General features: G+C 64.7%; 30 protein-coding genes. 15 read left to right on the plus strand and 15 right to left on the minus strand.

What is annotated here, in order from left to right; translation table 11 throughout:
• Nucleotides 1-262: 262 nt before the first annotated feature.
• Nucleotides 263-820, minus strand: coding sequence for a nucleotide exchange factor GrpE (gene grpE, locus RX333_RS02635; RefSeq protein WP_316013360.1), 558 nt, complete (start codon nt 818-820; stop codon nt 263-265).
• A gap of 32 nt (nt 821-852) precedes the next feature.
• Nucleotides 853-1,926 (minus strand): heat-inducible transcriptional repressor HrcA, encoded by a 1,074-nt coding sequence (hrcA, locus tag RX333_RS02640; protein ID WP_316013361.1) that lies wholly within the window; start codon nt 1,924-1,926, stop codon nt 853-855.
• Between the two features lie 114 nt (nt 1,927-2,040).
• On the opposite strand from hrcA, the gene rph reads away from it, so the two are divergent.
• From rph to hemW, 3 genes are read left to right on the plus strand one after another with little or no spacing between them, the layout of a single operon-like run.
• Entirely contained in the window at nt 2,041-2,754 is a 714-nt protein-coding gene (gene rph / locus RX333_RS02645; RefSeq protein ID WP_316013362.1) for a ribonuclease PH, read from the plus strand.
• The gene (locus tag RX333_RS02650) at nt 2,751-3,365 is read left to right on the plus strand and encodes a non-canonical purine NTP pyrophosphatase (RefSeq protein WP_316013363.1); all 615 of its coding nucleotides are present in this window, start codon (nt 2,751-2,753) and stop codon (nt 3,363-3,365) included. Before rph ends, RX333_RS02650 begins: the two co-directional genes overlap by 4 nt.
• Nucleotides 3,358-4,503, plus strand: a complete 1,146-nt coding sequence (gene hemW, locus RX333_RS02655) for a radical SAM family heme chaperone HemW (protein WP_316013364.1) — start codon at nt 3,358-3,360, stop codon at nt 4,501-4,503. Before RX333_RS02650 ends, hemW begins: the two co-directional genes overlap by 8 nt.
• Here hemW and RX333_RS02660 read toward each other — a convergent pair whose 3' ends face one another.
• The 7 genes from RX333_RS02660 to hemJ all read right to left on the minus strand — a co-directional run bounded on the left by RX333_RS02660 (nt 4,504) and on the right by hemJ (nt 11,837).
• Nucleotides 4,504-5,379 carry a ParB/RepB/Spo0J family partition protein gene (locus tag RX333_RS02660; RefSeq protein WP_316013365.1) on the minus strand — a complete coding sequence of 292 codons (876 nt, stop codon included), beginning with the start codon at nt 5,377-5,379 and terminating at the stop codon, nt 4,504-4,506. It abuts the gene before it with no gap.
• Nucleotides 5,376-6,164, minus strand: coding sequence for a ParA family protein (locus tag RX333_RS02665; RefSeq protein WP_316013366.1), 789 nt, complete (start codon nt 6,162-6,164; stop codon nt 5,376-5,378). The genes RX333_RS02660 and RX333_RS02665 overlap by 4 nt, the downstream gene beginning before the upstream one ends.
• Nucleotides 6,157-6,756, minus strand: coding sequence for a 16S rRNA (guanine(527)-N(7))-methyltransferase RsmG (gene rsmG, locus RX333_RS02670; protein ID WP_316013367.1), 600 nt, complete (start codon nt 6,754-6,756; stop codon nt 6,157-6,159). Before rsmG ends, RX333_RS02665 begins: the two co-directional genes overlap by 8 nt.
• Nucleotides 6,756-8,621 carry a tRNA uridine-5-carboxymethylaminomethyl(34) synthesis enzyme MnmG gene (mnmG, locus tag RX333_RS02675; protein WP_316013368.1) on the minus strand — a complete coding sequence of 622 codons (1,866 nt, stop codon included), beginning with the start codon at nt 8,619-8,621 and terminating at the stop codon, nt 6,756-6,758. Before mnmG ends, rsmG begins: the two co-directional genes overlap by 1 nt.
• Nucleotides 8,622-9,914, minus strand: a complete 1,293-nt coding sequence (mnmE, locus tag RX333_RS02680; protein ID WP_316013369.1) for a tRNA uridine-5-carboxymethylaminomethyl(34) synthesis GTPase MnmE — start codon at nt 9,912-9,914, stop codon at nt 8,622-8,624. It lies immediately after the preceding gene.
• Between the two features lie 73 nt (nt 9,915-9,987).
• Nucleotides 9,988-11,259, minus strand: coding sequence for a transcription termination factor Rho (gene rho / locus RX333_RS02685; RefSeq protein WP_316013370.1), 1,272 nt, complete (start codon nt 11,257-11,259; stop codon nt 9,988-9,990).
• 131 nt (nt 11,260-11,390) lie between these two features.
• The gene (hemJ, locus tag RX333_RS02690) at nt 11,391-11,837 is read right to left on the minus strand and encodes a protoporphyrinogen oxidase HemJ (RefSeq protein WP_316013371.1); all 447 of its coding nucleotides are present in this window, start codon (nt 11,835-11,837) and stop codon (nt 11,391-11,393) included.
• 493 nt (nt 11,838-12,330) lie between these two features.
• Between hemJ and RX333_RS02695 the strand changes: the two genes are divergently transcribed.
• Genes RX333_RS02695 through dnaQ form a run of 5 tightly spaced genes read left to right on the plus strand, consistent with a single transcriptional unit; the run spans nt 12,331 to nt 15,856 of the window.
• Entirely contained in the window at nt 12,331-13,152 is an 822-nt protein-coding gene (locus tag RX333_RS02695; protein WP_316013372.1) for a pyruvate, water dikinase regulatory protein, read from the plus strand.
• Nucleotides 13,149-13,742, plus strand: coding sequence for a nucleoside triphosphate pyrophosphatase (locus RX333_RS02700; protein ID WP_316013373.1), 594 nt, complete (start codon nt 13,149-13,151; stop codon nt 13,740-13,742). The genes RX333_RS02695 and RX333_RS02700 overlap by 4 nt, the downstream gene beginning before the upstream one ends.
• The gene (locus tag RX333_RS02705; RefSeq protein WP_316013374.1) at nt 13,739-14,575 is read left to right on the plus strand and encodes a shikimate dehydrogenase; all 837 of its coding nucleotides are present in this window, start codon (nt 13,739-13,741) and stop codon (nt 14,573-14,575) included. Before RX333_RS02700 ends, RX333_RS02705 begins: the two co-directional genes overlap by 4 nt.
• Nucleotides 14,572-15,168, plus strand: a complete 597-nt coding sequence (gene coaE, locus RX333_RS02710) for a dephospho-CoA kinase (protein WP_316013375.1) — start codon at nt 14,572-14,574, stop codon at nt 15,166-15,168. The genes RX333_RS02705 and coaE overlap by 4 nt, the downstream gene beginning before the upstream one ends.
• Nucleotides 15,161-15,856, plus strand: coding sequence for a DNA polymerase III subunit epsilon (dnaQ, locus tag RX333_RS02715; RefSeq protein WP_316013376.1), 696 nt, complete (start codon nt 15,161-15,163; stop codon nt 15,854-15,856). The genes coaE and dnaQ overlap by 8 nt, the downstream gene beginning before the upstream one ends.
• A 48-nt stretch (nt 15,857-15,904) precedes the next feature.
• On the opposite strand, the gene secB is transcribed toward dnaQ, so the two are convergent.
• Nucleotides 15,905-16,414 carry a protein-export chaperone SecB gene (gene secB / locus RX333_RS02720; protein ID WP_316013377.1) on the minus strand — a complete coding sequence of 170 codons (510 nt, stop codon included), beginning with the start codon at nt 16,412-16,414 and terminating at the stop codon, nt 15,905-15,907.
• Between the two features lie 83 nt (nt 16,415-16,497).
• Entirely contained in the window at nt 16,498-16,986 is a 489-nt protein-coding gene (locus tag RX333_RS02725) for an FxsA family protein (RefSeq protein ID WP_316013378.1), read from the minus strand.
• A gap of 129 nt (nt 16,987-17,115) precedes the next feature.
• On the opposite strand from RX333_RS02725, the gene RX333_RS02730 reads away from it, so the two are divergent.
• The 3 genes from RX333_RS02730 to RX333_RS02740 all read left to right on the plus strand — a co-directional run bounded on the left by RX333_RS02730 (nt 17,116) and on the right by RX333_RS02740 (nt 19,398).
• Nucleotides 17,116-17,769: a Tim44/TimA family putative adaptor protein gene (locus tag RX333_RS02730; protein WP_316013379.1), complete on the plus strand. Its 654-nt coding sequence runs from the start codon at nt 17,116-17,118 to the stop codon at nt 17,767-17,769.
• Nucleotides 17,770-17,848: 79 nt separating this feature from the next.
• Nucleotides 17,849-18,817 carry a murein transglycosylase A gene (locus RX333_RS02735; protein WP_316013380.1) on the plus strand — a complete coding sequence of 323 codons (969 nt, stop codon included), beginning with the start codon at nt 17,849-17,851 and terminating at the stop codon, nt 18,815-18,817.
• Nucleotides 18,817-19,398 carry a Smr/MutS family protein gene (locus RX333_RS02740; RefSeq protein ID WP_316013381.1) on the plus strand — a complete coding sequence of 194 codons (582 nt, stop codon included), beginning with the start codon at nt 18,817-18,819 and terminating at the stop codon, nt 19,396-19,398. The genes RX333_RS02735 and RX333_RS02740 overlap by 1 nt, the downstream gene beginning before the upstream one ends.
• A gap of 224 nt (nt 19,399-19,622) precedes the next feature.
• On the opposite strand, the gene RX333_RS02745 is transcribed toward RX333_RS02740, so the two are convergent.
• Entirely contained in the window at nt 19,623-20,138 is a 516-nt protein-coding gene (locus tag RX333_RS02745) for a peroxiredoxin-like family protein (protein WP_316013382.1), read from the minus strand.
• A gap of 82 nt (nt 20,139-20,220) precedes the next feature.
• Nucleotides 20,221-20,946 carry a SapC family protein gene (locus tag RX333_RS02750; RefSeq protein ID WP_316013383.1) on the minus strand — a complete coding sequence of 242 codons (726 nt, stop codon included), beginning with the start codon at nt 20,944-20,946 and terminating at the stop codon, nt 20,221-20,223.
• Between the two features lie 157 nt (nt 20,947-21,103).
• On the opposite strand from RX333_RS02750, the gene RX333_RS02755 reads away from it, so the two are divergent.
• The 3 genes from RX333_RS02755 to RX333_RS02765 are packed head-to-tail and all read left to right on the plus strand — an operon-like array spanning nt 21,104 to nt 23,567.
• A complete protein-coding gene (locus RX333_RS02755) occupies nt 21,104-21,958 on the plus strand; it encodes a neutral zinc metallopeptidase (protein ID WP_316013384.1) in 855 nt (284 codons plus the stop codon).
• A 36-nt stretch (nt 21,959-21,994) separates the two neighbouring features.
• On the plus strand, nt 21,995-22,630 hold the full coding sequence (locus RX333_RS02760) for a PRC-barrel domain-containing protein (RefSeq protein WP_316013385.1): 636 nt from the start codon (nt 21,995-21,997) through the stop codon (nt 22,628-22,630).
• A gap of 7 nt (nt 22,631-22,637) precedes the next feature.
• A complete protein-coding gene (locus RX333_RS02765; protein ID WP_316013386.1) occupies nt 22,638-23,567 on the plus strand; it encodes a YihY/virulence factor BrkB family protein in 930 nt (309 codons plus the stop codon).
• Nucleotides 23,568-23,695: 128 nt separating this feature from the next.
• Here RX333_RS02765 and RX333_RS02770 read toward each other — a convergent pair whose 3' ends face one another.
• Nucleotides 23,696-24,808 carry an S-(hydroxymethyl)glutathione dehydrogenase/class III alcohol dehydrogenase gene (locus RX333_RS02770; RefSeq protein ID WP_316013387.1) on the minus strand — a complete coding sequence of 371 codons (1,113 nt, stop codon included), beginning with the start codon at nt 24,806-24,808 and terminating at the stop codon, nt 23,696-23,698.
• A 173-nt stretch (nt 24,809-24,981) separates the two neighbouring features.
• Here RX333_RS02770 and RX333_RS02775 point away from each other — a divergent pair, with 173 nt between their 5' ends.
• Nucleotides 24,982-25,998: an AbrB family transcriptional regulator gene (locus tag RX333_RS02775; RefSeq protein WP_316013388.1), complete on the plus strand. Its 1,017-nt coding sequence runs from the start codon at nt 24,982-24,984 to the stop codon at nt 25,996-25,998.
• Here the strand turns inward: RX333_RS02775 and arfB are convergent.
• Nucleotides 25,995-26,417 carry an alternative ribosome rescue aminoacyl-tRNA hydrolase ArfB gene (gene arfB, locus RX333_RS02780; protein WP_316013389.1) on the minus strand — a complete coding sequence of 141 codons (423 nt, stop codon included), beginning with the start codon at nt 26,415-26,417 and terminating at the stop codon, nt 25,995-25,997. The two genes, RX333_RS02775 and arfB, sit on opposite strands and share 4 nt — an antisense overlap.
• Between the last annotated feature and the right edge of the window lie 188 nt (nt 26,418-26,605).

A 26,605-nucleotide genomic window follows, 5' to 3' on the forward strand; every position in this document is an offset into this window, starting at 1 on the left:
CTCATGGTAGCGAAGGATTTGTTTCAACGTTTCATCGACTGAAACCGAGGCAAGAGCGTAGGATCAGAAGACAGCAGTATCTTGGAAGTTATGGAACCTAGCGAGGTAGGGCCTGCCAATGAACCCTACATAGCGCTCTGCCCTTTGGACATGCTACGGCCGACAGAATTTCACCGTGTCACTCGCTAGGTCAACCAAATATACTCTTTATTGAGCCAAGGCTAAATGTCGTATCGGGAATCTATGTGTTTCCAATCTGGAATCAGCCTTTAGCTGCGACGCCGACCTGGGCGGGGCGGAGGAGGCGATCGCCGATCATGAAGCCGACGGTCATCACTTGGATGATGTTGCCGGCATCGACGCCGGGCAGCGGGGCCTCGAACATCGCCTGGTGCAGCTTGGGATCGAACTTCTCGCCCATCTCGGGGTCGATGCGGGTGATCTTGTGCTTCTCGAACGCGTTGGTCAGCTCGCGCTGGGTCAGCTCCACGCCCTCGATCAGGGCGGCGGCGGCTTCGCGCTGCTCCTCGGTCACGGCCTCGACCGCGCGCTTGAGATTGTCGTAGACCGGCAGCAATTCGCGCGCGAGCCGGGTGCCGCCATAGGTCTCGGCATCCTTGCGGTCGCGCTCGGCCCGCTTGCGCAGGTTTTCCATGTCGGCATAGGTGCGCAGCAGCTTGTCGCGCAATTCCTCGTTCTCGGTGCGCAGGGCGTCGATCTCGGCATCCGGGTCGGCGTAGCCTTCGGCGTCGGCCTCGACGGCCTCCGGCGTCTCGGTCGCGATGTCGAACTCTTCGCCCATGTCTTTCTCGTCGGCCATCTCGGTCTCTCCAGCCTTCCTGCGTCGCCCGCCTAGCGACCGCCCTCCAGGAGGCGGCCCACCAGTTGGGCGGTATAATCCACGATCGGCACGATGCGCCCGTAGTTGAGTCGCGTGGGTCCGATGACCCCGATCGCACCGATGATCTTTCGATCCGCGTTCATATAGGGAGATACCACCAGAGAGGAACCGGAAAGTGAGAAGAGCTTGTTTTCCGACCCAATGAAGACGCGCACACCGTCGGCGTCCTCGGACAGGCTCAGAAGCTGCGTCAGGTCCCGCTTACGCTCGATATCGTCGAAGAGCTGGCGGATCCGGTCGAGATCCTCCTCCGCCCCCGCCCCGTCGATCAGGTGGGAGGTGCCGCGCACGATCAGGCGGTCACGCTCCTCCCCTGCCCCTTCGGCCCAAAGGGCGACACCCGACTCTACGAGCGAGCGGGCGAGGCCGTCGAGCTCCATCCGCCGCGCCTCGATCTCCCGCTCGATGGTGCGGCGCGCCTCGCCCAAGGTTCGGCCTTCCAGCACGGCGTTGAGGAAATTCGCGGCCTCCCGCATCGTGGAGGGCGGCAGACCCGGCGGCGGGGTAAAAAGGCGGTTCTCGACCCGGCCATCGGCCATGACGAGGACGACGAGGGCGCGATCCTCGGACAGCGACACGAACTCGATATGGCGGATCGGCGCCTCGACCTGCGGGGTCAACACGAGAGAAGCACCGCGGGTCAAGCCCGACAGGACCGTGCTCGCCCGGTCGAGCGCGCCCGCGATGTCGCCCTGATCGGTACCGACGGCGCGCTCGATCTCCTGCCGGTCCATCGAGTCGACGCTGCCGCCTTCGATGAACCCGTCGACGAAGAGACGCAGGCCGCGCTGCGTCGGGATGCGCCCCGCGCTGACATGCGGGCTGTCGAGCAGCCCCAGGATCTCCAGATCCTGCATGGTGTTGCGGATGGTGGCGGGCGACACACGCTCCGTCAGGCTGCGCGACAGCGTGCGGGAACCGACCGGCTCCCCGGTTTCCAGATAGGTCTCGACCAGCGCACGGAACACGGCGCGGGACCGTTCGGTCATCTCGCTGATCGGTCCGGTGGGGTCTGCGGGGGACATGGGCGTGCTCCTTCCCCTTCCGAGGTAAGGGGCGGGGGATGGCGGGTCAACGGGGCCTCGCTGGACGTGGACGCGCGGACTGCTATAGACGGGGCCGACAATCAGGAGGATTCCATGCGCCCTTCCGGCCGTAAGACCGACGAGCTTCGCCCCGTCTCGATCGAGACGAACGTGACTAAGCATGCGGAAGGCTCCTGCCTGATCCGCTGTGGCGACACGCATGTGCTGTGCACCGCCTCGCTGGAGGAGCGGGTGCCCCCCTGGCTGCGCAATACCGGGCTGGGCTGGGTTACGGCGGAATACGGGATGCTGCCGCGGGCCACGACCTCGCGCAATCGGCGCGAGGCGCAGGCGGGCAAGCAGTCGGGCCGCACGCAGGAAATCCAGCGGCTGATCGGGCGGTCCTTGCGGGCCGGGATCGACCGGGTGGCGCTGGGAGAGCGGCAGATCACCGTCGATTGCGACGTGATCCAGGCCGATGGCGGGACTCGCTGCGCGTCGATCACCGGGGGCTGGGTCGCGCTGCGGCTGGCGGTGAACAAGCTGATGGCGGCGGGCGACCTGAAATCCGATCCGCTGACCGCGCATGTGGCGGCAGTGAGCTGCGGCATCTATGGCGGGCAGCCGGTGCTGGATCTCGACTATGCCGAGGACAGCGCGGCAGGCACCGATGCCAACTTCGTGATGACCGGCGACGGCGGCATGATCGAGGTGCAAGGATCGGCGGAGGGCGCGCCCTTCAGCCGAGCGGAGCTCGACCAGCTTCTGGACCTCGCGCAGACCGGCGTGACGGCATTGGTCGCGGCGCAGAAGGCCGCCGTGGCATGACGCGGCGGCTGTCCTCGGGCGATCGGCTGGTGCTCGCCTCGCACAATGCGGGCAAGCTGCGCGAGATCGGGTCCTTGCTGGCCCCCTATGGCATCGACGTCACTTCGGCTGGTGAGCTGGGGTTGGCCGAGCCGGAGGAGACCGAGGACAGCTTCGCGGGCAATGCGCGGATCAAGGCGCATTTCGCGGCGAAGGAGACGGGCCTGGTCGCTCTCAGCGACGATAGCGGTATCGAAGTCGATGCGCTGGACGGCGCGCCCGGTGTCTACACCGCCGACTGGGCGGAGACACCCGCGGGCCGCGATTTCGCAATGGCGATGGAGCGGACCTGGCGCGAAGTGCAGGCGAGTGGCGCCCCTGCCCCGTATACCGCGCGCTTCGTCTGCACGCTGTGCCTCGCCTGGCCGGACGGCACGGATCGGCTGTTCCGTGGGGAGGCCGCGGGCACATTGGTCTGGCCGCCTAGGGGGACTGAGGGCTTCGGTTACGATCCGATGTTCCTGCGCGATGGCGAAACACTGACCTTCGGCGAGATGGCGTACGCGCAGAAGGAGCCGCTGAGCCACCGCGCGGACGCGTTCGCGAAGCTCAAGGCAGGTGCGCTTGGCTGAGGCGGACTGGCAGAATGGCGGGTTCGGCGTCTATGTGCACTGGCCGTTCTGCCAGGCCAAATGCCCCTATTGCGACTTCAATTCTCACGTTAGGCGCGAGGTCGACCAGCACGCGTGGCGACAGGCGCTGGTCTCGGAGATCGAGGCCCAGGCGGCGCTGACCGGACCACGCCGGGTGGACACGGTGTTCTTCGGCGGCGGCACACCGAGCCTGATGGAGCCCGAGACCGTCGCCACGGTGCTGCAGGCGATCGGCCGATATTGGTCATTGGCCGAGGATGCCGAAATCAGCCTGGAAGCGAACCCGACCTCGGTCGAAGCCGGGCGCTTCGCGGGTTACCGAGATGCAGGGGTCAACCGGATCTCGATGGGGATCCAGGCGCTGAACGATGCGGACCTGCGTCGGCTGGGACGGCTGCACAGCGCGGCCGAGGGTCTTGCGGCCTTCGATGTGGCGCGTGGTCTGTTCGAACGGGTGAGCTTCGATCTGATCTACGCGCGCCAGGACCAGACGCGCGCGGACTGGATGGCGGAACTGGATCGGGCACTGGCGCTCGATCTCGATCACCTGTCGCTCTACCAGTTAACCATCGAGGCCGCGACCCGGTTCGGGGAGTTGCATGCGCGCGGCGCCCTGAGGGGGCTGCCAAGCGATGCGCGGGCGAGCGACATGTATTTCGATACGCAGGACCGCATGGAGCGGGCAGGCCTGCCGGCCTACGAGATCTCCAACCATGCGCGGGCCGACGCGCAATCCCGGCACAACCTTGTCTATTGGCGTTATGGCGATTACGCCGGGATCGGTCCTGGCGCGCATGGCCGCTTGACGCTCGGCGACGGCACGCGGCTCGCGACGGAGGCGGAGCGGCAGCCCGAAAGGTGGCTCGACGAGCGGGCGGTCGAGAGAACGGCTCTGTCGCGTCGCGACCAGGCGCTCGAATGCCTGTTGATGGGGCTGCGGCTCGCCGAGGGCGTATCGCGGTCGCGGGTCGAGGCGCTCGATGCAGAAATTTTCGACCCAGACGCCATCGCACGGCTGGAAGACGACGGGCTGGTCTCGCAAGATCGGGACCGGCTGACCATCACGAAGACCGGCCGGCCCCTCACCAACGCGATCCTGCGCGAGCTGCTGATCTGATCAGCCGCCGGACAGGAGCTGGCAGAGCCGATCCAGATCCTCCAAATCCTTGTATTTTATAGATATTTCACCGTCCCCGTTGCGGGTATGGGAGATGCTGACCTTGCGACCGAGACTGGCGGAAAGGTCGCCTTCCAGCGCGCGGGTATCCGCGTCCTTGGCAGAGGCCGAGGCACGGCGCGGCTGTGCGGTCACGTCGACGGGCTGCTTCGCACGACGCTCCGCTTCGCGCACGGAGAGACCCTTGTCGACGATTTCCCGGGCCAGCGGCAAGGGGTCCGCGAGCGGGACGAGCGTCCGGGCATGGCCTGCCGACAGGTCGCCGCTCTCCACCATATCGAGGACCGGGTCCGGCAGATTCAGCAAGCGCAGGAGATTGGCGATATGCGAGCGGGACTTGCCGAGCGCTTCGCCCAGTTTCTCCTGCGTGTGGCCGAAGCGGTCCATCAATTGACGGTAGCCGCGAGCCTCCTCGACGGCATTGAGATCCGCGCGCTGGATGTTCTCGATGATCGCGACCTCGAGCACCTCGACATCGTCGAGCTGCCGAACGAGGACGGGAAGCTCGTGCAGCTTGGCGCGCTGCGCGGCCCGCCAGCGGCGCTCACCCGCGACGATCTGGTAACCGTCCGCGCGAGCCGGATCGACCCTGACGATCAGCGGTTGCAGCACGCCCTTGTCGGCGATCGAACGGGCGAGATCGGCCAGATCCTCCTCCGCGAAACGCCGCCGCGGCTGGTCGGGGTTCGGTGCGATACGCTCTATCGGAACGTAGGTCGCACCTGCGGAGGCGTTCTGGGGCTGGGCCGGGTCCACGTCGACGAGAAGCGCCGAGAGACCGCGGCCAAGGCCCTTGCGTTCCGGTTTTCGGGTCATGATGAACCATCCCTCATTCTGTGCAGCAACTCTGCCGCGAGTCGCTGATAGGCCAGACTGCCCGCGCTCGTTTCATCGTAAAGAAGCGCGGGCATGGCATGCGATGGGGCTTCGGAGAGGCGGACATTGCGCGGGATCACTGTCTCGAACACCTGGCTCCCCAGGGTTTGTCTCGCATCTGCCGCGACCTGATGGCACAAGTTGTTGCGCCTATCATACATCGTCAACACAATACCTTGTATGGCCAAAGTGTTGTTCAGTGCAGCCTTCACTTCCTTGATCGTCGACATAAGCTGTGTCAGACCCTCGAGCGCGAAGAACTCACACTGCAATGGAACGAGGACGCTGTGCGCAGCGGTCAACGCATTCAGGGTGAGGATGTTCAAGGCTGGTGGGCAGTCTATCAGCACAACGTCATAGATGGATCCGCCCGCAAACAGCGCGCTGTCCAGACGTCGGAATCGATCAGCTTCGTCTACCAGCTCGGTGTCCAAGGAACTGAGATCACCCGAGGCCGGGGCGATTGCCAGGCCGGGGACGATCGTGTCCTGAACGCAGGCCGAGAGATCCGCTTCGCCCGCGATGAGATCGAAGGTCGACAGCTCCCGCTGTGTAGAGGGGATCCCCAATCCGGTCGATGCGTTGCCCTGCGGATCGAGATCGATCAGCAAGACACGCTGCCCGATCGCAGCCAATGCGGTACCGAGATTGATGGCCGTCGTCGTCTTGCCCACACCGCCCTTCTGATTGGCCAAGGCGATAATCCGGCAGGATTGTTCAGACATGGATTGCCCTGTCGATGGTGATTATGACGCTATCGTCGCTGGTCCGGCTGGGGTGGATTTCGTAACTTAAGTCCCAACTTCGTTGAGCATTCGCCAGCTCCTCACGATAACTCCGACCCTTGGGAAAGATCAGCTGGGTCTTCGAGTTTCCATGCCGCTCGGCGAAGGTCAACAGGCGATCGAGCGGCGCCAAGGCTCTCGCCGACAGGATATCTGCATTCAGAGGTTTAATCCGTTCGATGCGGTTGTTGATGACCTCCACAACCGTATCGGTTTCTCGTGCAACTTCTTTAAGAAAAAGGGATTTTCGCAAATCGCTTTCCACAAGAGTATATCGACGCGTCGGATCTATGAGTGCCAAGATCAGCCCAGGAAACCCACCTCCCGAACCAAGATCAACCCAGTGCCCGCCATCATTCGCAAGATCCAAGAGTTGTGCCGAATCTTCGAAATGCCGGGATTGAAGATTTGCCAGCGTGTTCGGCGCGACCAAGTTTATTTTTGCGGACCAAGTTTTCAGCAGACGTTCATAAACTGCCAACTTGTCTCGTGTTTCACGTGAAACATCCGCTATCCGAGTGTCCGATTTCATCAAGTAGCCTGATCACGCTTGCAGTAGCCGATCAACAGCGACAGGGCAGCAGGGGTCATTCCGGGAATGCGGGATGCTTTCGAGATAGTTTCGGGCATGATTGAATTCAGTTTTTCAACCAACTCGTTGGAGAGACCAGGGATCTCGGAATAAACCACGTTGCCCCCCAATCGCATTCCTTGTTCCGATCTGATCCGTTCCACATCCCTGCTCTGCCGCTCGATATAACCCGAATACATCGATTCCGTTGCGATTTGCTCGAGATCTGCAGAGGCCACCTTTGCGAGTTCAGGCCACAACGCGAACAACTGCTCACGATCTAGATCCGATTGTCCCAATAGTGTGTATGCGGATCGGCTCCGCCCATCCTGATTGAGCGCGACACCCTGAGCCGCCGCCTTGGCAGGCGAAACCGTCATCGCCTTCGACTCCTTCTCCACTTCGGCGAGACGGTCCATCTTTCTCGTATATCGACTCATGCGTTCATCAGATACCAGACCGAGCTCATACCCGACTGGCGTCAAACGCTGATCGGCATTGTCGCACCGCAGCGACAGGCGGAACTCGGCACGGGACGTAAACATTCGATACGGCTCCATAACCCCGTGAGTGGTCAGATCGTCGATCATCACACCAATATACGAGCTCGTTCGATCAACTATGAATGGCGGATTACCGATCACAGCCGCGGCCGCGTTGGCCCCCGCGACCAGACCTTGCGCGTCCGCCTCTTCATAGCCTGTGGTACCGTTGATCTGGCCGGCCAGGTACAATCCCGGAAGAACCTTTAATTCCAAGGTCTGCGAGAGGGCCCGCGGGTCAATGTAATCATACTCGATCGCGTAGCCAGGCTGCGCGATCTCGGCCTCCTCGAGGCCAACTATCGTTCGGACGTAGTCCAGCTGAACGTCTTCCGGAAGAGAGGTCGAGATGCCATTTGGATAGACGAGGTCACTGTCGAGCCCTTCCGGCTCCAAGAACACCTGATGCGACGTCTTCTCGGCGAATCTCACGACCTTATCTTCGATCGAAGGGCAGTAGCGTGGCCCAACCCCGGAGATGTGGCCGCCGTACATTGCTGACCTATGAAGGTTTTCCCGGATTAGCTCGTGAGTGCGTTCATTGGTATGGGTAATTCCACAAGCGATCTGACGCGGAACGGGGAGGCTCGTATCGAAAGAGAAACGGTAGGGATTTTCATCTGCATGTTGCAACTCGACCTTCGCCCAGTCGATGCTCGACGACAAGATGCGAGGCGGAGTCCCTGTTTTCAATCGACCAAGTGGTAAGTCCAGTGCGTAAAGCCGTTCCGAGAGCCGCTTCGATGCCTTGTCTCCCATCCGGCCGCCGCTGAACTGGCGATCGCCGATGTGGATCACGCCGTTCAGGAAAGTTCCTGTCGTAAGGATCACGGAGCCGGCCCGTATGCTGACCTCATCACGCAAAACAATCCCTCGGACTTCGCCATTCTCGACGATCAGATCCGCGACCTCGGCTTCAATGATGTCGAGTCCTGGCGTGCCATCGAATTCCGCTTGCATATGTTGTCGGTAGAGATTCCGGTCGGCCTGCGTCCGCGGACCCTGCACCGCCGGCCCCTTACGGCGGTTCAATAGGCGAAACTGGATGCCGGACCGATCCGCCACGCGCCCCATGACGCCGTCCAGAGCGTCTATTTCTCGCACGAGATGGCCTTTACCGAGCCCACCGATCGCAGGATTGCAAGACATCTCGCCGATTTTAGAACGATCAAGCGTGACCAGTGCAGTGCGCGCACCAATACGCCATGCGGCTTGGGCGGCTTCACAGCCAGCGTGACCGCCACCGACAACGACAACATCGTAGCTTTGTTTCACGTGAAACACTCACTTACCGATACAGAAACTCGAGAAGATTTCACCAAGGATCGACTCGGGCCCGATATAGCCGATCAAGCCATCAAGAGCCACCGAACAGTGCCGAAGATCTTCGGCCACCAATTCGATATCGATCTCGCCCAGGCCCGACTGCGCCGCGTGCAAAGCCTTCAAGCCAGTTTCCAATTTGATCCGCTGTCTGTCTCGGATAACGAAACTCGCTTCTCGCTGACACTGGGCAGCCCGCAAACCTATCTCATTCAGCAGACTGTCGAGACCTGCTCCGGTTCGTCCAGAGACACCTCCCCTACTGCCGTCATCATCTTGACCCTGCAAAACGATGTCGTCTTGATGGACCATAACTCCCGCGTTCTCGTCGATGTGGTCCTGCCCGGGCGCAAGCAAAAAGATCCGAAGATCCGCGGCATTCGCACGCCGCCGTGCCAGGTCGACACCCATCTGCTCGACACGATCCTCAGCCGATCGTAGACCTGCCGTGTCGAGTATGTTGACCAACTGACCCTCAATCTGTAGCGGAACCTCGATCACATCCCGCGTCGTTCCGGCAATATCGGATGTCAGTGCAATTTCACGCCGCCCGAGCGCGTTCAGCAGAGTCGATTTCCCGACATTCGGACGCCCGACGATGGCCACCTCGAACCCCTCCCGCACGCGCTGCGCCGCAGACGCCCCCGCGAGCTGTTTATCGATCGCAGCGATCAGAGATGTCAGGATTGCGCTAACCTGATCTTCCAGACCGCTCGGGATCTCTTCCTCGGAAAAGTCGATCGTGGCTTCGACCAATGCGATCGCGCGAAGCAGCTGCTCACGCCATTCCTTTGCGAGCGACGACAGCCCGCCTCCGAACACCTCGAGCGCCTGGCGACGTTGCATCTCGGTATCGGCCTCGATCAGGTCGAGCAGTCCTTCCGCCTGGATCAGATCGAGCCGCCCGTTTTCGACTGCTCGGCGCGTAAATTCCCCTCGCTCGGCAAGCCGCACACCTGGACGCATCGCCAGAATCTGCTGCAGACGCTGCGAGACAGCGAGCGATCCGTGATGTTGAAATTCGACGACATCCTCGCCAGTGAAACTCGCGCCCGCCGAAAACCTCAGGATCAACGCCTCATCGATGAAGTCGCCACCGGGCCCATCCGTCAGCTTGCGCAGGGTCGCAACCCTTTCGGAAACTGGAAACGAGCAGAAGTAATCAATAATTTCAGTAACTTGCGGACCAGATACCCGCAAGATTCCTACCCCCGCCCGTCCCGGAGCCGTCGCCGGTGCATAGATCGTGTCCAACACCCTGCCTCCATAGCCGTCGACGCGCACCCCGCCGGTACGCGCTTCGACATCCGAACCGTAGCCGATCGACTCAGGTATTCATGGAATCGAAGAAATCCGAATTACTCTTGGTCTGCTTCAACTTGCCCAGAAGGAACTCGATCGCATCCGTCGTCCCCATCGGGTTGAGAATCCGGCGCAGGACGAACATCTTGGTGAGGTCGACCTTATCCACCAGCAGATCCTCTTTCCGCGTCCCCGACTTCATGATGTCGATGGCCGGGAACACGCGCTTGTCCGCAATCTTGCGGTCCAGCACGAGTTCGGAGTTACCGGTTCCCTTGAACTCCTCGAAGATGACCTCGTCCATCCGGCTGCCCGTATCGATCAGCGCGGTCGCGATGATGGTGAGCGAGCCGCCCTCCTCGATATTGCGTGCGGCGCCGAAGAAACGCTTGGGCCGCTGCAGCGCATTGGCATCGACACCGCCAGTCAGAACCTTGCCCGAAGACGGCACCACGGTGTTGAACGCGCGGCCGAGACGCGTGATCGAGTCGAGCAGGATCACCACGTCGCGCTTGTGTTCCACCAGGCGCTTAGCCTTCTCGATGACCATCTCGGCGACGGCGACATGACGCGTCGCCGGCTCGTCGAAGGTGGAGGACACGACCTCCCCCTTCACCGAGCGCTGCATGTCCGTGACTTCTTCCGGCCGCTCGTCGATCAGCAGCACGATCAGGTAGCACTCCGGATGGTTCTTCTCGATCGAATGCGCGATGTTTTGCAGGATCACGGTCTTACCGGTGCGCGGCGGCGCCACGATCAGGGAGCGTTGGCCCTTCCCGATCGGTGCCACGAGATCGATGACCCGCGGGGTCCGGTCCTTCAGCGTCGGATCGTCGATCTCCATCGACAGACGCTCATCGGGATAGAGCGGCGTGAGGTTGTCGAAATGAACCTTCCGGCTCGCCTTCTCCGGCTCCTCGAAATTGATCTTCGTGACCTTGATCATCCCGAAATAGCGCTCGCCATCGGAGGGCGCCTGGATCACCCCGTCCACCGTATCACCGGTGCGCAGCGAGAACTTGCGGATCTGGTTGGGGGAGACGTAGATATCGTCGGGGCCGGGCAGGTAGTTCGCCTCGGGCGAGCGCAGGAAGCCGAAACCATCCTGCAGCACCTCCAGTACGCCATCGCCCGAGATCTCGACACCTTCTTCGGCCATCTCCTTGAGGATCGAGAACATCATCTCGCCCTTGCGCATGGTCGAGGCGTTCTCGATCTCCAGCTCCTCCGCCATCTTCAGCAGGTCGGCGGGGCTCTTCGCCTTCAGTTCCGCGAGGGAGAGACGTTCCAGTTCCATGAGGAGGTCCAGTCTATGATGACGCGGCCCCGTCGGGCGCGGGCGTCTATAACGGATTGGGAAAAACGAGGTCGCGGACGCGACGCAGCGACCATATCGGTGGGAGGGGTGATCGAGTCAACCCCCGAGGCTCAAAACGGCTTCACGAACACCACCACGACGATGACGATCATCAGCACCGTCGGCACCTCGTTCATGTAGCGATAGGTACGCCCGGTGCGTGAATTGGCATCGGCCAGGAACTCCTTACGTCTTGCATTCAACCAGACATGGAACCAGGTCATCGCGACGACGGCGATGAATTTGGGCGCGAACCACCAGCCGACGACCCCCGGTATCGCCACCAGACTCAGACCGAACAGCCAGGTCGCCATCATCGCGGGCGTCATGATGACACGATAGAGCTTCATCTCCATCATCTTGAAGGTCTCGGACATCTCGCTGCCGATCTCCGCCCGCTCCGCGTGATGCACGAACAGCCGCGGTAGGTAGAACAGCCCTGCCATCCAGGAGATGACGGAGATCACATGTCCCGCTTTCAGCCACGGATAGGCCAGCGACAGAGCGGTTTCGAACATGACGGATCCTCCGATGAGCTTTCTCTTCTTTGCCCGTCCCGGAAAGCAAGGCAAGGGCCCGGTCCGGCCCCTCTTTCAGTCATACGAAAAGAGAAAGGATGAGGTTGTAGTGAGGCTGCGAACTATGGGGATAAGTCCGATCACGGGTTCAGCGCACATTCTTGTCCACATCGAAACGATTCCCTAGGATCGACCAAGCCAGGATGACCAAAGGAGTGATCCGAAAAATTTATCCTTTAAAAACAGCATACTCTATCGAGCAGAACGTTGCGATTTCCTCGTCGACTCATCTTGACCTGTCTTGGCGGAGCATCGACGGCAGAGAATCCACGAACTTATCCACAGGCAGGCGAATCTCGTGTCGTGGATTGGCTGTCCTTGTGGGCGGATCGGGGATCTCCGGGGGGCAGTCTCCCGGCTCCCTTTCCTCCACAGCTCTCACCCCCTATTCTCGACAGGGATTTCCACGATTTCATCCACAGGATTGTTGGGCTTGACCGACGAAAGACGACTGCTCCTGCATCTCGTATCCGATTCCACGGGCAACACTTTGGCGGCGGCCGCGCGCGCCACGGCGATCCGGTTCGAATCGACCGCCCTCCAGACGCGCGAGCATGTCTTCGTGCGGACGCCCGAACAGCTCGACGCGATCATGGCCGAGGTCGAGGAGCCGGCACTTCTCCTGCACACGCTCGCGGACCCCGTGTTGCGCGCCCATCTCGACCGGGCCTGCAACCTGCGCGGCATCGAGGCGATCGGCCTGCTCGACAGCACCATGCGCGCGGTATCGCGCCATCTGGGCCCCCCGCGGGAGGATCTGCCGGGCCAGCAGCACCGCGTGGACCGGGACTATCTCAACCGGATCGCCGCCATCGACTTCGCCATGGCGCATGATGACGGGCTCGACCCCGACAGACTGCTTTCTGCGGACGTGATCCTCGTCGGTGTCAGTCGCAGTTCCAAGACACCGACCTGCATCTATCTCGGCTATCAGGGGATCAAGGCGGCGAACGTCCCGCTCGTACCCGATGTCGCCGCGCCCCCCAGCCTGATCGCGGCGATGGAGGGCGGCGTTCCGGTCATCGGCCTCGTCGTCAGTCCCAATCGGCTGGCGCAGATCCGGGCGCATCGGCTGACCGCGCTGACCCGCGGGCGCGACAGCACCTATGGCGACATCGACGCGATCCGGGCTGAGGTCGCCGAGGCGCGCCTTTTCTTCGAACGCCACGACATCCCCGTGATCGACGTCAGCCGCCGCTCCATCGAGGAGACGGCCGCCGCGATCATGGCCGAACTGCGCAAAGGCATCGCATGACATTGATCCTCGCCTCGGGTTCCGCCGCCCGCTCCACCATGCTGCGCAACGCGGGCGTCTCCCATGAAATCGATGTCAGCCGCATCGACGAGGTATCGGTAAAGGCCGCCATGCTCGCCGAGGGCGCCCCGCCCCGCGACATCGCCGACAAGCTGGCGGAGTTGAAAGGCCTGCGCGTTTCCGCTCGTCAGAGTGAGCGGCTCGTCCTCTCCGCCGATCAAGTTCTGGTCTGCGACGGTCGCCTCTACGACAAACCGCGCGACGCCACCGAACTTCGCGCGCAGCTCGAAACCCTGCGCGGCCGGGCGCACGAATTGCTGTCGGCGGCGGTCATCTGCGAGGCGGGCCGCCCGGTCTGGCGCCATGTCGGGCGCGCTCAACTGGTCATGCGTTCCTTTTCGGACACATTCATCGAGGAATATCTGTCTGAGAACGCGGAAGGATTGCTCGACAGCGTCGGCGGTTACAAGCTGGAGGAAAAGGGCGCTCAGCTGTTCAGCCGGGTCCAGGGGGATTACTTCACCGTCCTGGGTCTGCCGCTGCTCGAAGTGCTCGGATTTCTGCGCGCACGGGGATACCTGACCGAATGACCGACGCATCGCCGCCACTTGCCGGGGTCGTGGGCTGGCCCATCGGCCACTCCCGCTCGCCCGCGCTGCATGGCCACTGGCTGTCACGCTACGGAATCGATGGCCACTACGTCCCGCTCGGCATCGCCCCCGCCAATTTCGAGACGGCGATCCGCGCGCTGCCCAAGCTCGGCTTTCGAGGTGTCAACATCACGACTCCCTACAAGCAGACCGTGATGTCGCTCGCCGACCAGATCAGCGATCGGGCGGCCCTGATCGGGGCGGCCAACACGCTGAGCTTCCGCGAGGGCGGCGGCATCTACGCCGACAATACCGACGGGCATGGCTTCATCGAGAACCTGCGCCAGAACGCACCGGGCTGGTCCGCGCGCTCGGGCCCCTGCCTGGTCATCGGCGCGGGCGGTGCCGCGCGGGCCGTGATCTGCGCGCTGATGAATGCCGGCGCACCCGAGATCCGCATCGCCAACCGCACGCGGCAGCGGGCCGATGGGCTGAAGGATCAGTACGGCGCACGTGTGACGGTCGTGGACTGGAACCGCGCCTCCGACGCGATGGCCGGGGCGATGACCATCGTGAACACGACCTCGCTCGGCATGACCGGGCAACCGCCGCTCAATCTTAGCTTCACCGCCGCGCATGGCGACGCGGTCGTGACCGATATCGTCTACAGTCCGCTCATCACGCCCTTCCTGGCGGAGGCGGCGGCCAACAACCTGCGCACCGTGGACGGGCTGGGAATGCTGCTGCATCAGGCCGCCCCCGGTTTCCGCCAATGGTTCGGTCGAGATCCCGAGGTCGATGCCGAGCTGCGCCGCGCCGTGCAGGCGGCATGATCCCGCATCGGATCGGGCTGACCGGCTCCATCGGCATGGGCAAGTCCACCACTGCGGCGATGTTCGCCGAGGAAGGCGTACCGGTCTGGGATGCGGATGCCGCCGTCCACGAACTCTATTCCGCAGGCGGCGCAGCGGTAGAACCGTTGAGCGCTTTGCTACCGGAGGCCGCATCGCCCACCGGCATCGACCGGACTGTGCTGCGTACGGCTATCCTCGCCGACACCACCCTGCTGCAGCGGATCGAGAGGATCGTTCACCCCCTCGTTGCCGCCAACCGCGCCGCCTTCGCCCATGATACGCAAGCGGATATCGTGCTCTACGACATCCCGCTGCTATTCGAGACCGGGCAGGCCGACGCCTTCGACACGCTGGTCGTCGTCTCCTCCCCGGCTGAGGTCCAGCGCGCCCGCGTCCTCGCCAGGCCCGGCATGACCGAGGCCGCGTTCGAGGCGATCCTTGCCAAGCAGGTGCCGGACGCGCAGAAACGGGCGCAGGCGGATCACGTCATCGACACGAGCCGAGGGCTGGACCCGGCGCGCGCGCAGGTCCGCGCCATCCTTGCCGAGATCAGGAGCAGCCATCATGCGTGAGATCGTCCTCGACACAGAGACCACGGGCCTCGACCCGCTGCAGGGCGACCGGATCGTCGAGATCGGCGGGGTCGAGCTGCTCAACCACATGCCGACGGGCCGCACCTATCACCAGTACATCAACCCCGAACGCGACATGCCGGCGGAGGCCTTCGCCGTGCATGGGTTGAGCGAAGAGTTCCTCTCCGACAAGCCGACCTTCCGCCAGATCGGGCAGGAGTTCCTCGATTTCGTCGGCGACAGCCGTCTCGTCATCCACAATGCCGCCTTCGACATGAAGTTCCTGAATGCCGAGCTGAAATGGATGAAGGCTGCGCAACTGCCGATGGCGCAGGCCATCGACACGCTGGCCATCGCGCGCAGCCGCTATCCTGGCGCGCAGAATTCGCTCGATGCGTTGTGCCGCCGGTTCGGCATCGACAACTCGGCGCGGACGAAGCACGGGGCCTTGCTCGATTCCGAGATCCTGGCCGAGGTCTATCTGGAGCTCGTGGGCGGACGTCAGCCCGATTTCAGCCTGTCGGTCGTCCGAACCGGGGGGGAGGAAAGCGGCGGCCCCGCCGACTGGACGCCGCCGCCGCGTCCGCGCGCCCTGCCCTCGCGGCTGAGCGATGCGGAGAAGGCGGCGCATGACGCCTTCGTCGAAAAGCTGGGAGAGGCCGCGTTCTGGGCCGATTTCGCACCCTGAAGTGCGAAACGCATCGCCGAGCCCCGCCCGGCGATGCGGAATCTCAAATCAGGCGGTGCCCGTCGTGTCCGGCGAGGCGTCCTGCGCCTGCTGACGACGCTGAAGCTCGGCCCGGTAGAGCTGCATGAAATCGATCGGATCGACGTTCACCGGCGGGAAGCCGCCATCGCGGGTCATGTCGCTGACGATACGGCGCGCGAAGGGGAACAGCATGGTCGGGCACTGGATCAGCAGGAACGGGTGCAGCTGCTGCTGCGGCACGTTCGCGATCTCGAAGATCCCGGCATAGTCGAGCTCCATCAGGAACACCGGCTGGCCGTCGGCCTCGGCGTTCACCTTCAGCGTCAGCACGACCTCGTAGTTGTCGCCCTCGCCCGCGGCCTTCTTCGCGTCGAGGTTCACCCCGACCCGCACCTGCGGCGCGCTGGTGACGGGCGTGCCCTTCTGAGCCGAGATGTTCTCGAACGAGACATCCTTCACGTACTGGTTGCGGATCTTGACGGAGGGCTGGACCTGCGGTTCCGCCGCGCCGTTTTCCTGCGGAGTCTCGTCTGCCATGACGCACCTTTTGTTGAGAAAAATCTGTCGTCCCCGGCTCTAGCAGAGCGGGCGGCGCATCACAACGGCAAGGCCGCGACACGCTATTCGCGCGGCCGGGTCCAGCCCGAATTGCCGCGCGGCGCGCCCTCGGGCGGCAGCTCGACCTCGTATTCGCCGTCGATCACCGCCTCGTTCGCAGGGCGCGCGCCCCGTCCCGCGTCGCGCGGTTGCGAGGTGCCGACGACCCGCACCCGCTTGGCCAGTTCGCGGATCACCACACCGCGCACCGCCGGGATCAGCAGCGCGAAGCCGATCGCATCGGTGAAGAATCCCGGCGTCAGCAGCACGATCCCGGCCACCAGGATCAGCGCGCCATGCGCCAGCGGACCACGCGGATCACCCCCCTCGCGCAGGATGTTCTGAAGGCGCCGCAGCGCGTCGCCCCCCTGCGAGCGCAACAGCCAGGTGCCCGCGATCGCGGTCAGGATGACGGTGAGCAGCGTCGGCCACAGGCCGATCAGCCCGCCGACCTGGATGAACAGCGCGATCTCGATGATCGGGACGATCAACAACGCGAGAAATATGTACATTTCGCCTCCTTGGGCGCGCGCGACCGTGCTGCCGCATGGACTCGACCCCTTTGGACCCCTAGATATGCGTTAATTCGGATCCTGCCACCGATGGCGGGCAGATGGACAAGCGGGGGGACGCGGCGACCGATGGTGTATCTACTGGTTCTGGCAGGTGTGGCCGCTTTCCTGGTGCTCAAGCTGCGCAGCGTGCTCGGCACGCGCGAGGGCTACGAGCCCGACCCTCAGCAGGTGAACGCGCCCGCGCCCTCGCGCCGCGACGACCATCCGTTCGAGGTGATCGAAGGCGGGCCGGATCGCGACATCTCCGACCACGTCGATCCTGACAGCGATAGCGGACAGGCCCTCACGCAGATGAAGCGGGTCGAGCCCGATTTCAGCCTGACCGAGTTCATGGCCGGCGCGCGCCAGGCCTACGAAATGATCCTGATGGCCTACGAGAAAGGCGATCTCGACACGCTGCAGCAATTCCTCGCGCCCGACACCTATCGCGGCTTCGAGCAGGCTGTCGAGCAGCGCGAGGAGGCGGGCCTCAGCGTCGAGGCGGAGTTCATCGGCGTCCGCGAGGTCACGCTGAAGGACGCGAAATTCGACGAGATCGACAATGTCGGCGACATCACCCTGCGTTTCGTGGGTGAGCTGACGAGCGTGGTGCGCAACGCCGCGAACGAGGTGGTCGAGGGCGATCCGCAGGCCGTCAAGCGGCAGACGGATGTCTGGACCTTCAGCCGCGTCATGGGGTCCGAGAACCCCAACTGGCTGCTCGTCGCGACCGAAGGGTGAACCCGTGCGCCGCTGCCGCCTCCCGGCCGCCGCGGCGCTGGCTTTGCTCGTCGCCCTCGTCCCCGCACGGGCAGAGGTGATGCGCAGCCTGCTCGATTTCTCCGACCTTTCCGGCTGGCGGCAGGACGATCACCGTGCCGCCCTCGATACCTTCCTGGAAAGCTGCGACCGCTCCGCCACCGGCGACCTGATCCCGGCGGAGGACTGGCAGGGCCTCTGCGCGGCCGGTCGCGCGGCCCTCGATCCGCGCATCTTCTTCGAGACGGGCTTTCGCCCCGTGCTGATCGAGGACGGGGCGGAGCCGCTCTTCACCGGCTATTACGAGCCGGAATTGCAGGCCAGCCGCCGCCGGACCGAGCGTTTCCGCTACCCGCTCTACCGCCGACCGCCCGAGATCGCGGGCCGGTCGGAGCCTTGGCTGACACGGGCCGAGATCGAGCGCGGCGCGCTCGCGGGCCGGGGGCTGGAGATCGCCTGGCTCGACGATCCGGTCGACGCGTTCTTCCTGCACGTCCAGGGGTCGGGGCGGCTGCTCCTGCAGGACGGCTCGATCTTGCGCGTCGGCTTCGGCGGGCGCAACAACCACCCCTATCGCTCGGTCGGGCGCTACATGGCGGAGGCGGGGCTGCTGCCCGCGCACCGCGTCTCCGCCGGGGGGATCCGGGCCTGGGTGCAGGAAAACGGCGCCATCGGGCGTGAGGTTCTGCACCGCAATCCCAGCTTCATCTTCTTCCGCGCGGTCGAGGGGCTGGGGACACATCACGGGCCTGTAGGCGCGATGGGCGTTCCTGTCAGTGCCGGGCGCAGCATCGCAGTCGACCCGGACGCGGTGCCGCTCGGCCTGCCGGTCTGGCTGGAGACGGAGACGGCGGAAGGCCCGCTTACGCGCCTGATGGTCGCGCAGGATGTCGGCGCGGCGGTCAAGGGCGCTCAGCGCGCCGACATCTTCTTCGGCTCGGGAGAGGCGGCCTACGCGCTCGCCGGACGACAGCGCGCAGGCGGGCGCATGGTCGTGCTGATGCCGCGCGCGCTGGTCGAGGGCGACTGATGCCCCGCCGTCGCCGCAAGCTCAGCGCAGAGGAGCGGGAGCTGTGGTCCCGCGTGGCCGACAGCACCTCCCCCCTGAACGAAACCGCGCCGACGCCGCCTGACGATGCGCGGGAGGAAATGTCTCCGATCCCCGAACCGAAGGTGCGGCCGAAGGGCATCACCCTGCGCCCCGAGGGTCGGCCGGGGCCGCGCACGGGCTTCGATCCCGCCCCACCACCGGGCCGCGAGGCCTTGGCGATGGACCGTCGCGCCTTCGAGAAGATGGTGCGCGGCAACCTGCGCCCGGATGCCCGGCTCGACCTCCACGGCATGACCGTCGCCGCCGCCCACGACCGGCTGCGCGGCTTCGTGCTGCGCGCCCATTCCAACGGCGCGCGGCTGCTGCTGGTGATCACCGGCAAGGGGAAACGCGGAGCGGAGGACGCGATCATCCCCGAACGCCACGGGGTGCTGCGTCACCAGGTGCCGCACTGGCTGCGCCTGCCACCGCTCGGTCCGCTGGTCCTGCAGGTCGCCCCCGCCCACCGAAGGCACGGGGGCGAGGGAGCCTATTACGTCTATCTCAGGCGGATGCGGTAACAGCGTCGGTACCGCCACAGCGCGGAATCAAGGCCGAAGGCCGCCGCGCATCGGTCGTGCCGCAGGCACGCTTCCAGCGTGACCCGCCCACCGGCACGGCGATTTGGTCGATGGAGGCGCGTTGCTGGGAGGTCGTGCGGTCGTGGCTGGCATTAAGTGCCATGCTCGTAGGGTAGATCGCCGCGCCGCGGCCTGTCGATGCGCGGCTATTGCCAACCAGCCGATTACCCCGCCGTCCCGCGGATCGGGTAATCGTTCTTGTGGATGAACTTCAGCCCGCTCAGCAGCTTCTCCAGGTCCGGCCGGGTGAACGGCGCGTTCTGCACATGGGTGAACACGACCTTGCCCTCGGGATCGAGGACCGCCAGCCCGGGCTCCGAGAACAGGTCCGGCTCCTCCGACCCTTCGCGCTTGGACGACAGGAACAGGCCCCAGTCGCGGGCCTGCGCCTCGGTCATCTCGTAGCCGATGGGCAAGCCGCCGAGGTCCCATTCTTCGTAGGACGCCTTCGCGCGCTCCTCGCTGTCCATCGAGACCGCGATCATGTGCGCGCCGAAATCGGCATAGTCCCCGATGATTCCGCTCGCCGCCTTCAGGTAATCGCGGCAGATCGGGCAGTGCTTGCCGCGGTAGAAGATGATGACGGTGAACGTGTCGGGCGCCTGCGCGTGCGCGTCCCAGCGGCCGCCGGCGGTCAGCGCGACGTCGAGGGCGGGGGCTTTCTGTGCGGGGGTGGGCATGTCGGTCTCCTTCGCGAATATGCTTCACGAAGGCAGGTATGGTGCGCGCCGCGAATGCCAAGCGGCGCGCACCGAAACGGGATCAGGCGTCGCTGCGACCCAGCTTCTGCAGGTTGGTCAGCGAGTGCAGGTGCAGGTAGCACAGCTCCAGCTCGTCCGTCCGCGCCATCTCGGCCAGCGTGTCGCCCGCGACCTGGCGCAGCGCGTCGCGCTTGATGGTCTTGAACCCGGTCAGGCTGCTCTGCTTGCCGTCCGCATCGCGGAACTGCGCCTGCGCCGGCTCCAGCAGGTCCAGGTCGGCCAGACGCTTGGCGAAGAGCTGCGTCCGGTTGAACTGCGCCTGGTAGTCGGAGGTGAACTTCAGCATCTTCTCCAGATACTCGGTCCGGTTGCCTTCCGCATCGAACAGGCGCTCGCCCTTGCCGTCGGTGTTGAAGCCGTCGAATTCCTCGTCGATGCACAGCGTGAACTGCGAATTGTTTTCGGTGGAGGCGAAGACGAAGGGATAGCGGCGCAGGAAGGCGGGGATGTAGCCACCCTTCCACGCGTCGTCACCGCCGACGAAGGCATTGTGCCCGTCGCGCTGGCCCAGGATCACGGAGGGGAACACGGCGTCGCCCTCACCGGCGAAGACGATGGTGTGATCGGCGGCCGCGGCGGCGAACTCGGCAGCCAGCAGCGGGACGGAGTTGATCTCCTTCGCGAAGCCGTAGCTGCGCCCGGCCTGGATCGACCAGTCGCGATGCGTTTCGGAAGAGACCGGAACGGCCCGCTCGTAAATCATCAGTTGTTTCGTCATCTGCGTCATTCACTCCCAATGGATGCCTTCGCGTCCTTATCGCAAAAGCGATCCATCAATCATAGTGCGCAGGCGTACGAAAGCATGTCGGAAACGTGGTCAAAACCTGGCAGCGCGATAAGTGTTCGCGGGAAACGGCAGAAGACGGCAGAAGGATGTCCCGACGATGAAATGGCGTGGCCGCAGAACCAGCACGAATATTTCCGATCGTCGGGGCGGTGGTCGCGGCGTGGCTGTCGCGGGCGGCGGGATCGGGGTCGTGGTCGTCGTGCTCGCGGGTCTGATCTTCGGGTTCGACCCGCGTCCCCTGCTCGATAGCGGGCTGGTCGGTGGCGGCCCGGCCCCGCAGCAACAATCCTCGGGCCCGAACGAGATCGACGACGCTGCCGAGGAATTCGTCGCCGTCACCCTCGCCGATACCGAGGAGGTGTGGGGATCGCTCTTCTCGCAGTCGGGTTCCAGCTATGCCGAACCGACGCTGGTGCTGTTCACCGGCGCCGTGCGCTCGGCCTGCGGCACGGCCTCGGCTGCGGTCGGGCCATTCTACTGCCCCGGCGACGAGCAGATCTATATCGACCTCGACTTCTTCGACGTGATGGAGCGTCAGCTCGGCGCCACCGGCGATTTCGCCAAGGCCTACGTGATAGCGCACGAGGTCGCGCACCACGTGCAGAATCTCACCGGCACGCTGCCTCAGGTGAACCAGCGCCGCCAGCAGGTCTCGCAGGTCGAGGCGAACCGGCTGACCGTGCGGCTTGAGTTGCAGGCCGACTGCTATTCCGGCGTCTGGGCGCACCATGCCGACGCCCGCTTCGACAGCCTCGAGCCCGGCGATATCGAGGAGGCCATGAACGCCGCCTCCGCCATCGGCGACGACGCGCTGCAACGCCGCCAGCAGGGCTACGTCGTGCCCGACAGCTTCACCCACGGCACGTCCGAACAGCGCATGCGCTGGTTCGACCAGGGCTACCGCACCGGATCGGTCGGGGCGTGCGACACCTTTTCCACCGACCGGCTGTAGGGCCGGACCCGGATCACCGACAGGAGACCCAACCGTATGTTCGTCAAACTTCACGATCTCACCACGCTCAGCACCACCACGCCCGACGGCGACAAGGCGAAGGTTGCCGGCGTCTATCTCGACGGGTCGTATGCCGTGCAGAAAGTGGCCGCCAATCTCGACGGTCTGCTGAACCTCGGTCTCGTGGCGCTGCCCGTCTCCGCCTTCGGCCAGCCCGATTTCGACGCGGGCACCTGGCCGGTGGAGATGGATCGCGCGGCCCTCGGCGCGGCGGAGCGGATCGAGCACAAGCCCGGTTCGGCCGTCGAAGCGGTCAAGGAACTGGTCGCGACCACGATCCCCGAGCGTCTGGGCGACCTGCGCGCGGGCTCCACTTTCAAGAACCTGGAACTCGACCTCAACGACGGCCCGGCGGGGCGCGTGCTCGACATCGTGATCGACACCACGACGATGCGCGTCGCCTTCCTGGTGGTGGAGACCGGCTCCTTCCTGCCCGAACGCCAGGTCCTGATGCCGATCGACAAGCTCGCCTCGGTCAACTGGGAAACACCCAAGGGCCATCTCGACTGCACGCAGGAGCAGGTGAGCTCCGCCCCCGACGTGTTCGACGAGGATATCCTGACGACCAAGGGATCGGGCACCTTGCTGAACTACTACGGCCTCAGCTCATGACGAGGGGATGAACCCACGGCTGACATTCGGGCTCCGGCCCGTCTACCGGCTGCGCTGGCGCGACTGGTGGGCTACGTTCATGCGCATCGCCGAAGGGGTCGGGGAACGCTCGCTGTTCCTCGCCTCCGGCGGCATGGCCTTCTTCGCCACGCTATCCATCTTTCCGTTCCTCGTCTTCCTGATCGCGATGTACGGCTACGTCTCCGACCCCACCGTCATCCTGATCCACATGAGCCGGCTGGAGGGGTTCCTGCCCGACAGCGCCTACGAGCTGATCGAGACGCAGCTCATCGGTATCATGTCCGAGGGGCAGACGCAGAACGGCTGGCGGGGCCTGATGTCCATCGCCTTCACCCTCTGGGCCGCGCGGGCGGGATCGAACGCCATGCTCCAGGGCCTTAATCTCGTCTTCATGGAACGCGAGCGGCGCACCTTCCTCCGCCACACGGTCACGGCGATCGCGCTGACGCTGACGCTGGTGGGGATCGTGATCTTCGCCCTTCTGATGCTCGTCGCGCTGCCGGTGCTGTTCGCCGCCTTGCCGATCCGGCAGGGGATCGAGACCACGGTGACGTTGCTGACCTACACGCTGGGCCTCGGGGCGATGGCGCTCGCGATCGGGATCCTCTACCGCTACGGCCCGAACCGGCGGGGGGAGCGGCTGCCGCTGCTGTCCTTCGGAAGCATCGTCGCGGCGCTGTTGTGGATGGCCGCCTCGGTCGCCTTCTCGTTCTACCTGTCCAATTTCGGCAACTACAACGAGGTCTACGGCTCCATCGGCGCGGTCGCGGCGCTGATGATGTGGTTCTTCGTCAGTTCCTTCGTAATCCTGTTCGGCGCACTCTTGAACCGAGAGATTGAGCGCGCGCCCCGCTATTGGCAGCGCGAACAGCCCGCCGCGGCAGAACCACCTCCCGCCGAGACTACGGCCTCGTAAGAATCTTGTAGCATTTGCCCTACGTCTGGGCATATGCTCGAATCTCTCCCCGAGGGGCGGCAGGGCCAGTGTCGCGTCTCGTATCTGCCCTTCCCGCCAGACGATCCGGCGGGAAGGGCATTTTCGTCTCAGTACTCGACGACAGCGCGGATCGACTCGCCCGCGTGCATCAGATCGAATCCCTTGTTGATCTCGTCGAGGCTCAGCTTGTGGGTGATCATCGGGTCGATCTCGATCTTCCCGTCCATGTACCAATCCACGATCTTGGGCACGTCCGTCCGGCCCCGCGCGCCGCCGAAGGCCGTACCGCGCCAGGATCGCCCGGTGACCAGCTGGAACGGACGGGTCGAGATCTCGGCCCCCGCCGGCGCCACGCCGATGATGATGCTTTCGCCCCAACCCTTGTGCGCGCTCTCCAGCGCGTCACGCATCACCTTCACGTTGCCGGTCGCGTCGAACGTGTAGTCGGCCCCGCCCTTGGTCAGGTTGACGAGGTAGGGCACCAGGTCCTCCTCCACCTCGGACGGATTGACGAAATCGGTCATGCCGAACCGCTCGGCCATCGCCTTCTTGTCGTCGTTGAGGTCCACGCCGACGATCTGGTCCGCACCCGCCAGCCGCAGGCCCTGGATGACGTTCAGCCCGATCCCGCCGAGGCCGAAGACGATGGCACGGCTACCGATCTCGACCTTCGCGGTGTTGATGACCGCGCCGATGCCCGTGGTCACGCCGCAGCCGATATAGCAGACCTTGTCGAAGGGCGCGTCCTCCCGGATCTTCGCCGCCGCGATCTCGGGCATGATGGTGAAGTTCGAGAAGGTCGAGGTGCCCATGTAGTGAAACACCGGATCGCCATCGAGCGTGGTGAACCGCGAGGTGCCGTCCGGCATCAGCCCCTGCCCCTGCGTGCTGCGGATCGACTGGCACAGGTTGGTCTTGGGATGCAGGCAGTATTCACACTCCCGACATTCGGGGGTGTAGAGAGGGATCACGTGATCCCCCGGCTTCAACGAGGTCACGCCCGGCCCGATCTCGCGCACGATGCCGGCACCCTCGTGGCCCAGGATCGCGGGGAAGATTCCTTCGGGATCCGCGCCCGAGCGGGTGAACTCGTCCGTATGGCAGATTCCGGTGGCCATGATCTCGACCAGGACCTCGCCCTCGCGCGGACCGTCGAGATTGACTTCGGTGACTTCGAGCGGTTTGCCCGCCTCGATGGCGAGTGCGGCACGGGTTTTCATGGGAGCCTCCCTGTCAGATGTCTGCGCGCAGGCTGACCGAAACCGGCCGCTCAGACAATGACGCATGCGACATGTCAGGGAGATGAGCGACCAACCTACCGAGACAGGTTCGGGTCAGCTTTGCGGTATACCGTTGCGTACTACATTCTGGCGGGCAGCCTCGAAAGGACATCATGCGCGACACCACGGTCCGAACCCTGACGGCCCTCGCCATCGGCGCGGTGGGCGCCGCGATCGCCACGACACTGCGCTTTCCCGCCCCGGTGCTGATGGGCCCCGCGATCCTCGTGACGCTCGCCGCCGTCATGGGCGTGCGACTGCACATGCCCGTCGCCCTGCGCAACACCGCCTTCATCGTCATCGGGATCGGCATGGGGTCCGGTGTCACGCCCGAGACCTTGCAGGCCGCGCGCACTTGGCCGTTCAGCGTGCTCGCCATGCCTGTCGTCGTGACGGCGATCCTGTTCGGCGGGGCCTTCGCCGTGGCGCGCATCTTCCGCTTCGACTGGCGCACATCCGTGCTCGCCGCCTCCCCGGGTCATCTGAGCTACGTGCTCGGCCTCGGGCTCGACGTCCGGGCCGATGTCGGCACCGTGACGGTGGTGCAGAGCCTGCGCCTGCTGGCCCTGACGCTGCTGGTGCCCGTGGTGGTGATGCTGGGCGGCGTTCCCGGCACGGCCGGTGAAGTCGCGGCCCCGCTGCCGCTGCCCGCCCTCGTCGCGACCATCCTCTGCGCAGCCCTCGCCGGTTGGGGGCTGCAACGCGCCGGGGTGCCCGCCGCGCTGCTGCTGGGCGGCATGGGCGTGTCGGCGATCGCGCATGGTGCGGGGATCGTCCACGGGGGCGTCCCGCTCTGGCTGTCGGTCCCGGCCTTCCTCGTCATGGGCACGCTGATCGGCACCCGCTTCGATGGGGCGAAACTCGCCACTTTGCGGGCCGCCGCCGGGGCGGCGCTGGTGCTCACGACGCTGTCGGTGGCGCTCGCCATGATCGGAGCCTTCGCCGTCACCGCCGTCACCGGCCTGCCGGTCATGCAGGTGTTGATCGCCTTCGCGCCCGGCGGTGTGGAGACGATGGCCGCCATGGCGGTCCTGCTCGACGCGGACCCCGCCTATGTCGCCGCCCACCACGTGCTGCGGCTGTTCGTGCTGACCGGGCTGGTCCCGCTGGCGCTTCGGCTGGGCCGCTAGGACGGATCGACCTTCCCGCGCAGCGCCTTCTTCTGCCCCGTCGCCTTCTTCGCCTCGATCCGGCGGCGCTGGCTGGCGCGGGTGGGCTTGGTCGGGATGCGCCGCTTGGGCTTCACCAGCGCCGCGCGGATCATGTCCACCAGCTTGCGCTCCGCCTCCTCGCGATTCATCGCCTGCGACCGGTGCTTTTCCGCTGTCACGATCAGCGCGCCGTCCTTGGTCCACTTGCGCCCCGCGATCCGTCGCAGCCGCGCCTTCACGTCGCCCGGCAGGTGCGGCGAGCGCTCCGCCTCGAAGCGCAGCTCCACGGCGGTCGAGACCTTGTTGACGTTCTGCCCGCCGGGGCCGGAGGCGCGGGTGAACTGCTCGGTCAGTTCCCAGTCCTCCAGCGTGATGCGGTCGTTGATGCGCAGGGGCATGATCGTATCCCGTCCAAAAAACAGGGGCCCCGGATGGGGGCCCCTGCCTATTCCTGTAACGTGAGCTGGGGCGAATGACCGGAGGTCATCGACCTGAGCGTGAACCGTTCCACGGGGACTGCCCCGTCAGAGACGAACCTCGCGCTTGAACCCGACCACCTGCTCCAACATCTCACTCGACATCGGAT

This window comes from Roseobacter sp. HKCCA0434, assembly GCF_032464675.1.
Classification (GTDB): Bacteria; Pseudomonadota; Alphaproteobacteria; order Rhodobacterales; family Rhodobacteraceae; genus Pontivivens.

Bases quoted from the DNA above. Each gene is read 5' to 3' on its own strand.
- grpE (WP_316013360.1), bottom strand. From the start codon at position 820: ATGGCCGACGAGAAAGACATGGGCGAAGAGTTCGACATCGCGACCGAG.
- hrcA (WP_316013361.1), bottom strand. From the start codon at position 1,926: ATGTCCCCCGCAGACCCCACCGGACCGATCAGCGAGATGACCGAACGG.
- rph (WP_316013362.1), top strand. From the start codon at position 2,041: ATGCGCCCTTCCGGCCGTAAGACCGACGAGCTTCGCCCCGTCTCGATC.
- RX333_RS02650 (WP_316013363.1), top strand. From the start codon at position 2,751: ATGACGCGGCGGCTGTCCTCGGGCGATCGGCTGGTGCTCGCCTCGCAC.
- RX333_RS02660 (WP_316013365.1), bottom strand. From the start codon at position 5,379: ATGACCCGAAAACCGGAACGCAAGGGCCTTGGCCGCGGTCTCTCGGCG.
- RX333_RS02665 (WP_316013366.1), bottom strand. From the start codon at position 6,164: ATGTCTGAACAATCCTGCCGGATTATCGCCTTGGCCAATCAGAAGGGC.
- rsmG (WP_316013367.1), bottom strand. From the start codon at position 6,756: ATGAAATCGGACACTCGGATAGCGGATGTTTCACGTGAAACACGAGAC.
- rho (WP_316013370.1), bottom strand. From the start codon at position 11,259: ATGGAACTGGAACGTCTCTCCCTCGCGGAACTGAAGGCGAAGAGCCCC.
- hemJ (WP_316013371.1), bottom strand. From the start codon at position 11,837: ATGTTCGAAACCGCTCTGTCGCTGGCCTATCCGTGGCTGAAAGCGGGA.
- RX333_RS02700 (WP_316013373.1), top strand. From the start codon at position 13,149: ATGACATTGATCCTCGCCTCGGGTTCCGCCGCCCGCTCCACCATGCTG.
- RX333_RS02705 (WP_316013374.1), top strand. From the start codon at position 13,739: ATGACCGACGCATCGCCGCCACTTGCCGGGGTCGTGGGCTGGCCCATC.
- coaE (WP_316013375.1), top strand. From the start codon at position 14,572: ATGATCCCGCATCGGATCGGGCTGACCGGCTCCATCGGCATGGGCAAG.
- dnaQ (WP_316013376.1), top strand. From the start codon at position 15,161: ATGCGTGAGATCGTCCTCGACACAGAGACCACGGGCCTCGACCCGCTG.
- secB (WP_316013377.1), bottom strand. From the start codon at position 16,414: ATGGCAGACGAGACTCCGCAGGAAAACGGCGCGGCGGAACCGCAGGTC.
- RX333_RS02725 (WP_316013378.1), bottom strand. From the start codon at position 16,986: ATGTACATATTTCTCGCGTTGTTGATCGTCCCGATCATCGAGATCGCG.
- RX333_RS02730 (WP_316013379.1), top strand. From the start codon at position 17,116: ATGGTGTATCTACTGGTTCTGGCAGGTGTGGCCGCTTTCCTGGTGCTC.
- RX333_RS02735 (WP_316013380.1), top strand. From the start codon at position 17,849: ATGCGCAGCCTGCTCGATTTCTCCGACCTTTCCGGCTGGCGGCAGGAC.
- RX333_RS02740 (WP_316013381.1), top strand. From the start codon at position 18,817: ATGCCCCGCCGTCGCCGCAAGCTCAGCGCAGAGGAGCGGGAGCTGTGG.
- RX333_RS02745 (WP_316013382.1), bottom strand. From the start codon at position 20,138: ATGCCCACCCCCGCACAGAAAGCCCCCGCCCTCGACGTCGCGCTGACC.
- RX333_RS02750 (WP_316013383.1), bottom strand. From the start codon at position 20,946: ATGACGCAGATGACGAAACAACTGATGATTTACGAGCGGGCCGTTCCG.
- RX333_RS02755 (WP_316013384.1), top strand. From the start codon at position 21,104: ATGAAATGGCGTGGCCGCAGAACCAGCACGAATATTTCCGATCGTCGG.
- RX333_RS02760 (WP_316013385.1), top strand. From the start codon at position 21,995: ATGTTCGTCAAACTTCACGATCTCACCACGCTCAGCACCACCACGCCC.
- RX333_RS02765 (WP_316013386.1), top strand. From the start codon at position 22,638: ATGAACCCACGGCTGACATTCGGGCTCCGGCCCGTCTACCGGCTGCGC.
- RX333_RS02770 (WP_316013387.1), bottom strand. From the start codon at position 24,808: ATGAAAACCCGTGCCGCACTCGCCATCGAGGCGGGCAAACCGCTCGAA.
- RX333_RS02775 (WP_316013388.1), top strand. From the start codon at position 24,982: ATGCGCGACACCACGGTCCGAACCCTGACGGCCCTCGCCATCGGCGCG.
- arfB (WP_316013389.1), bottom strand. From the start codon at position 26,417: ATGCCCCTGCGCATCAACGACCGCATCACGCTGGAGGACTGGGAACTG.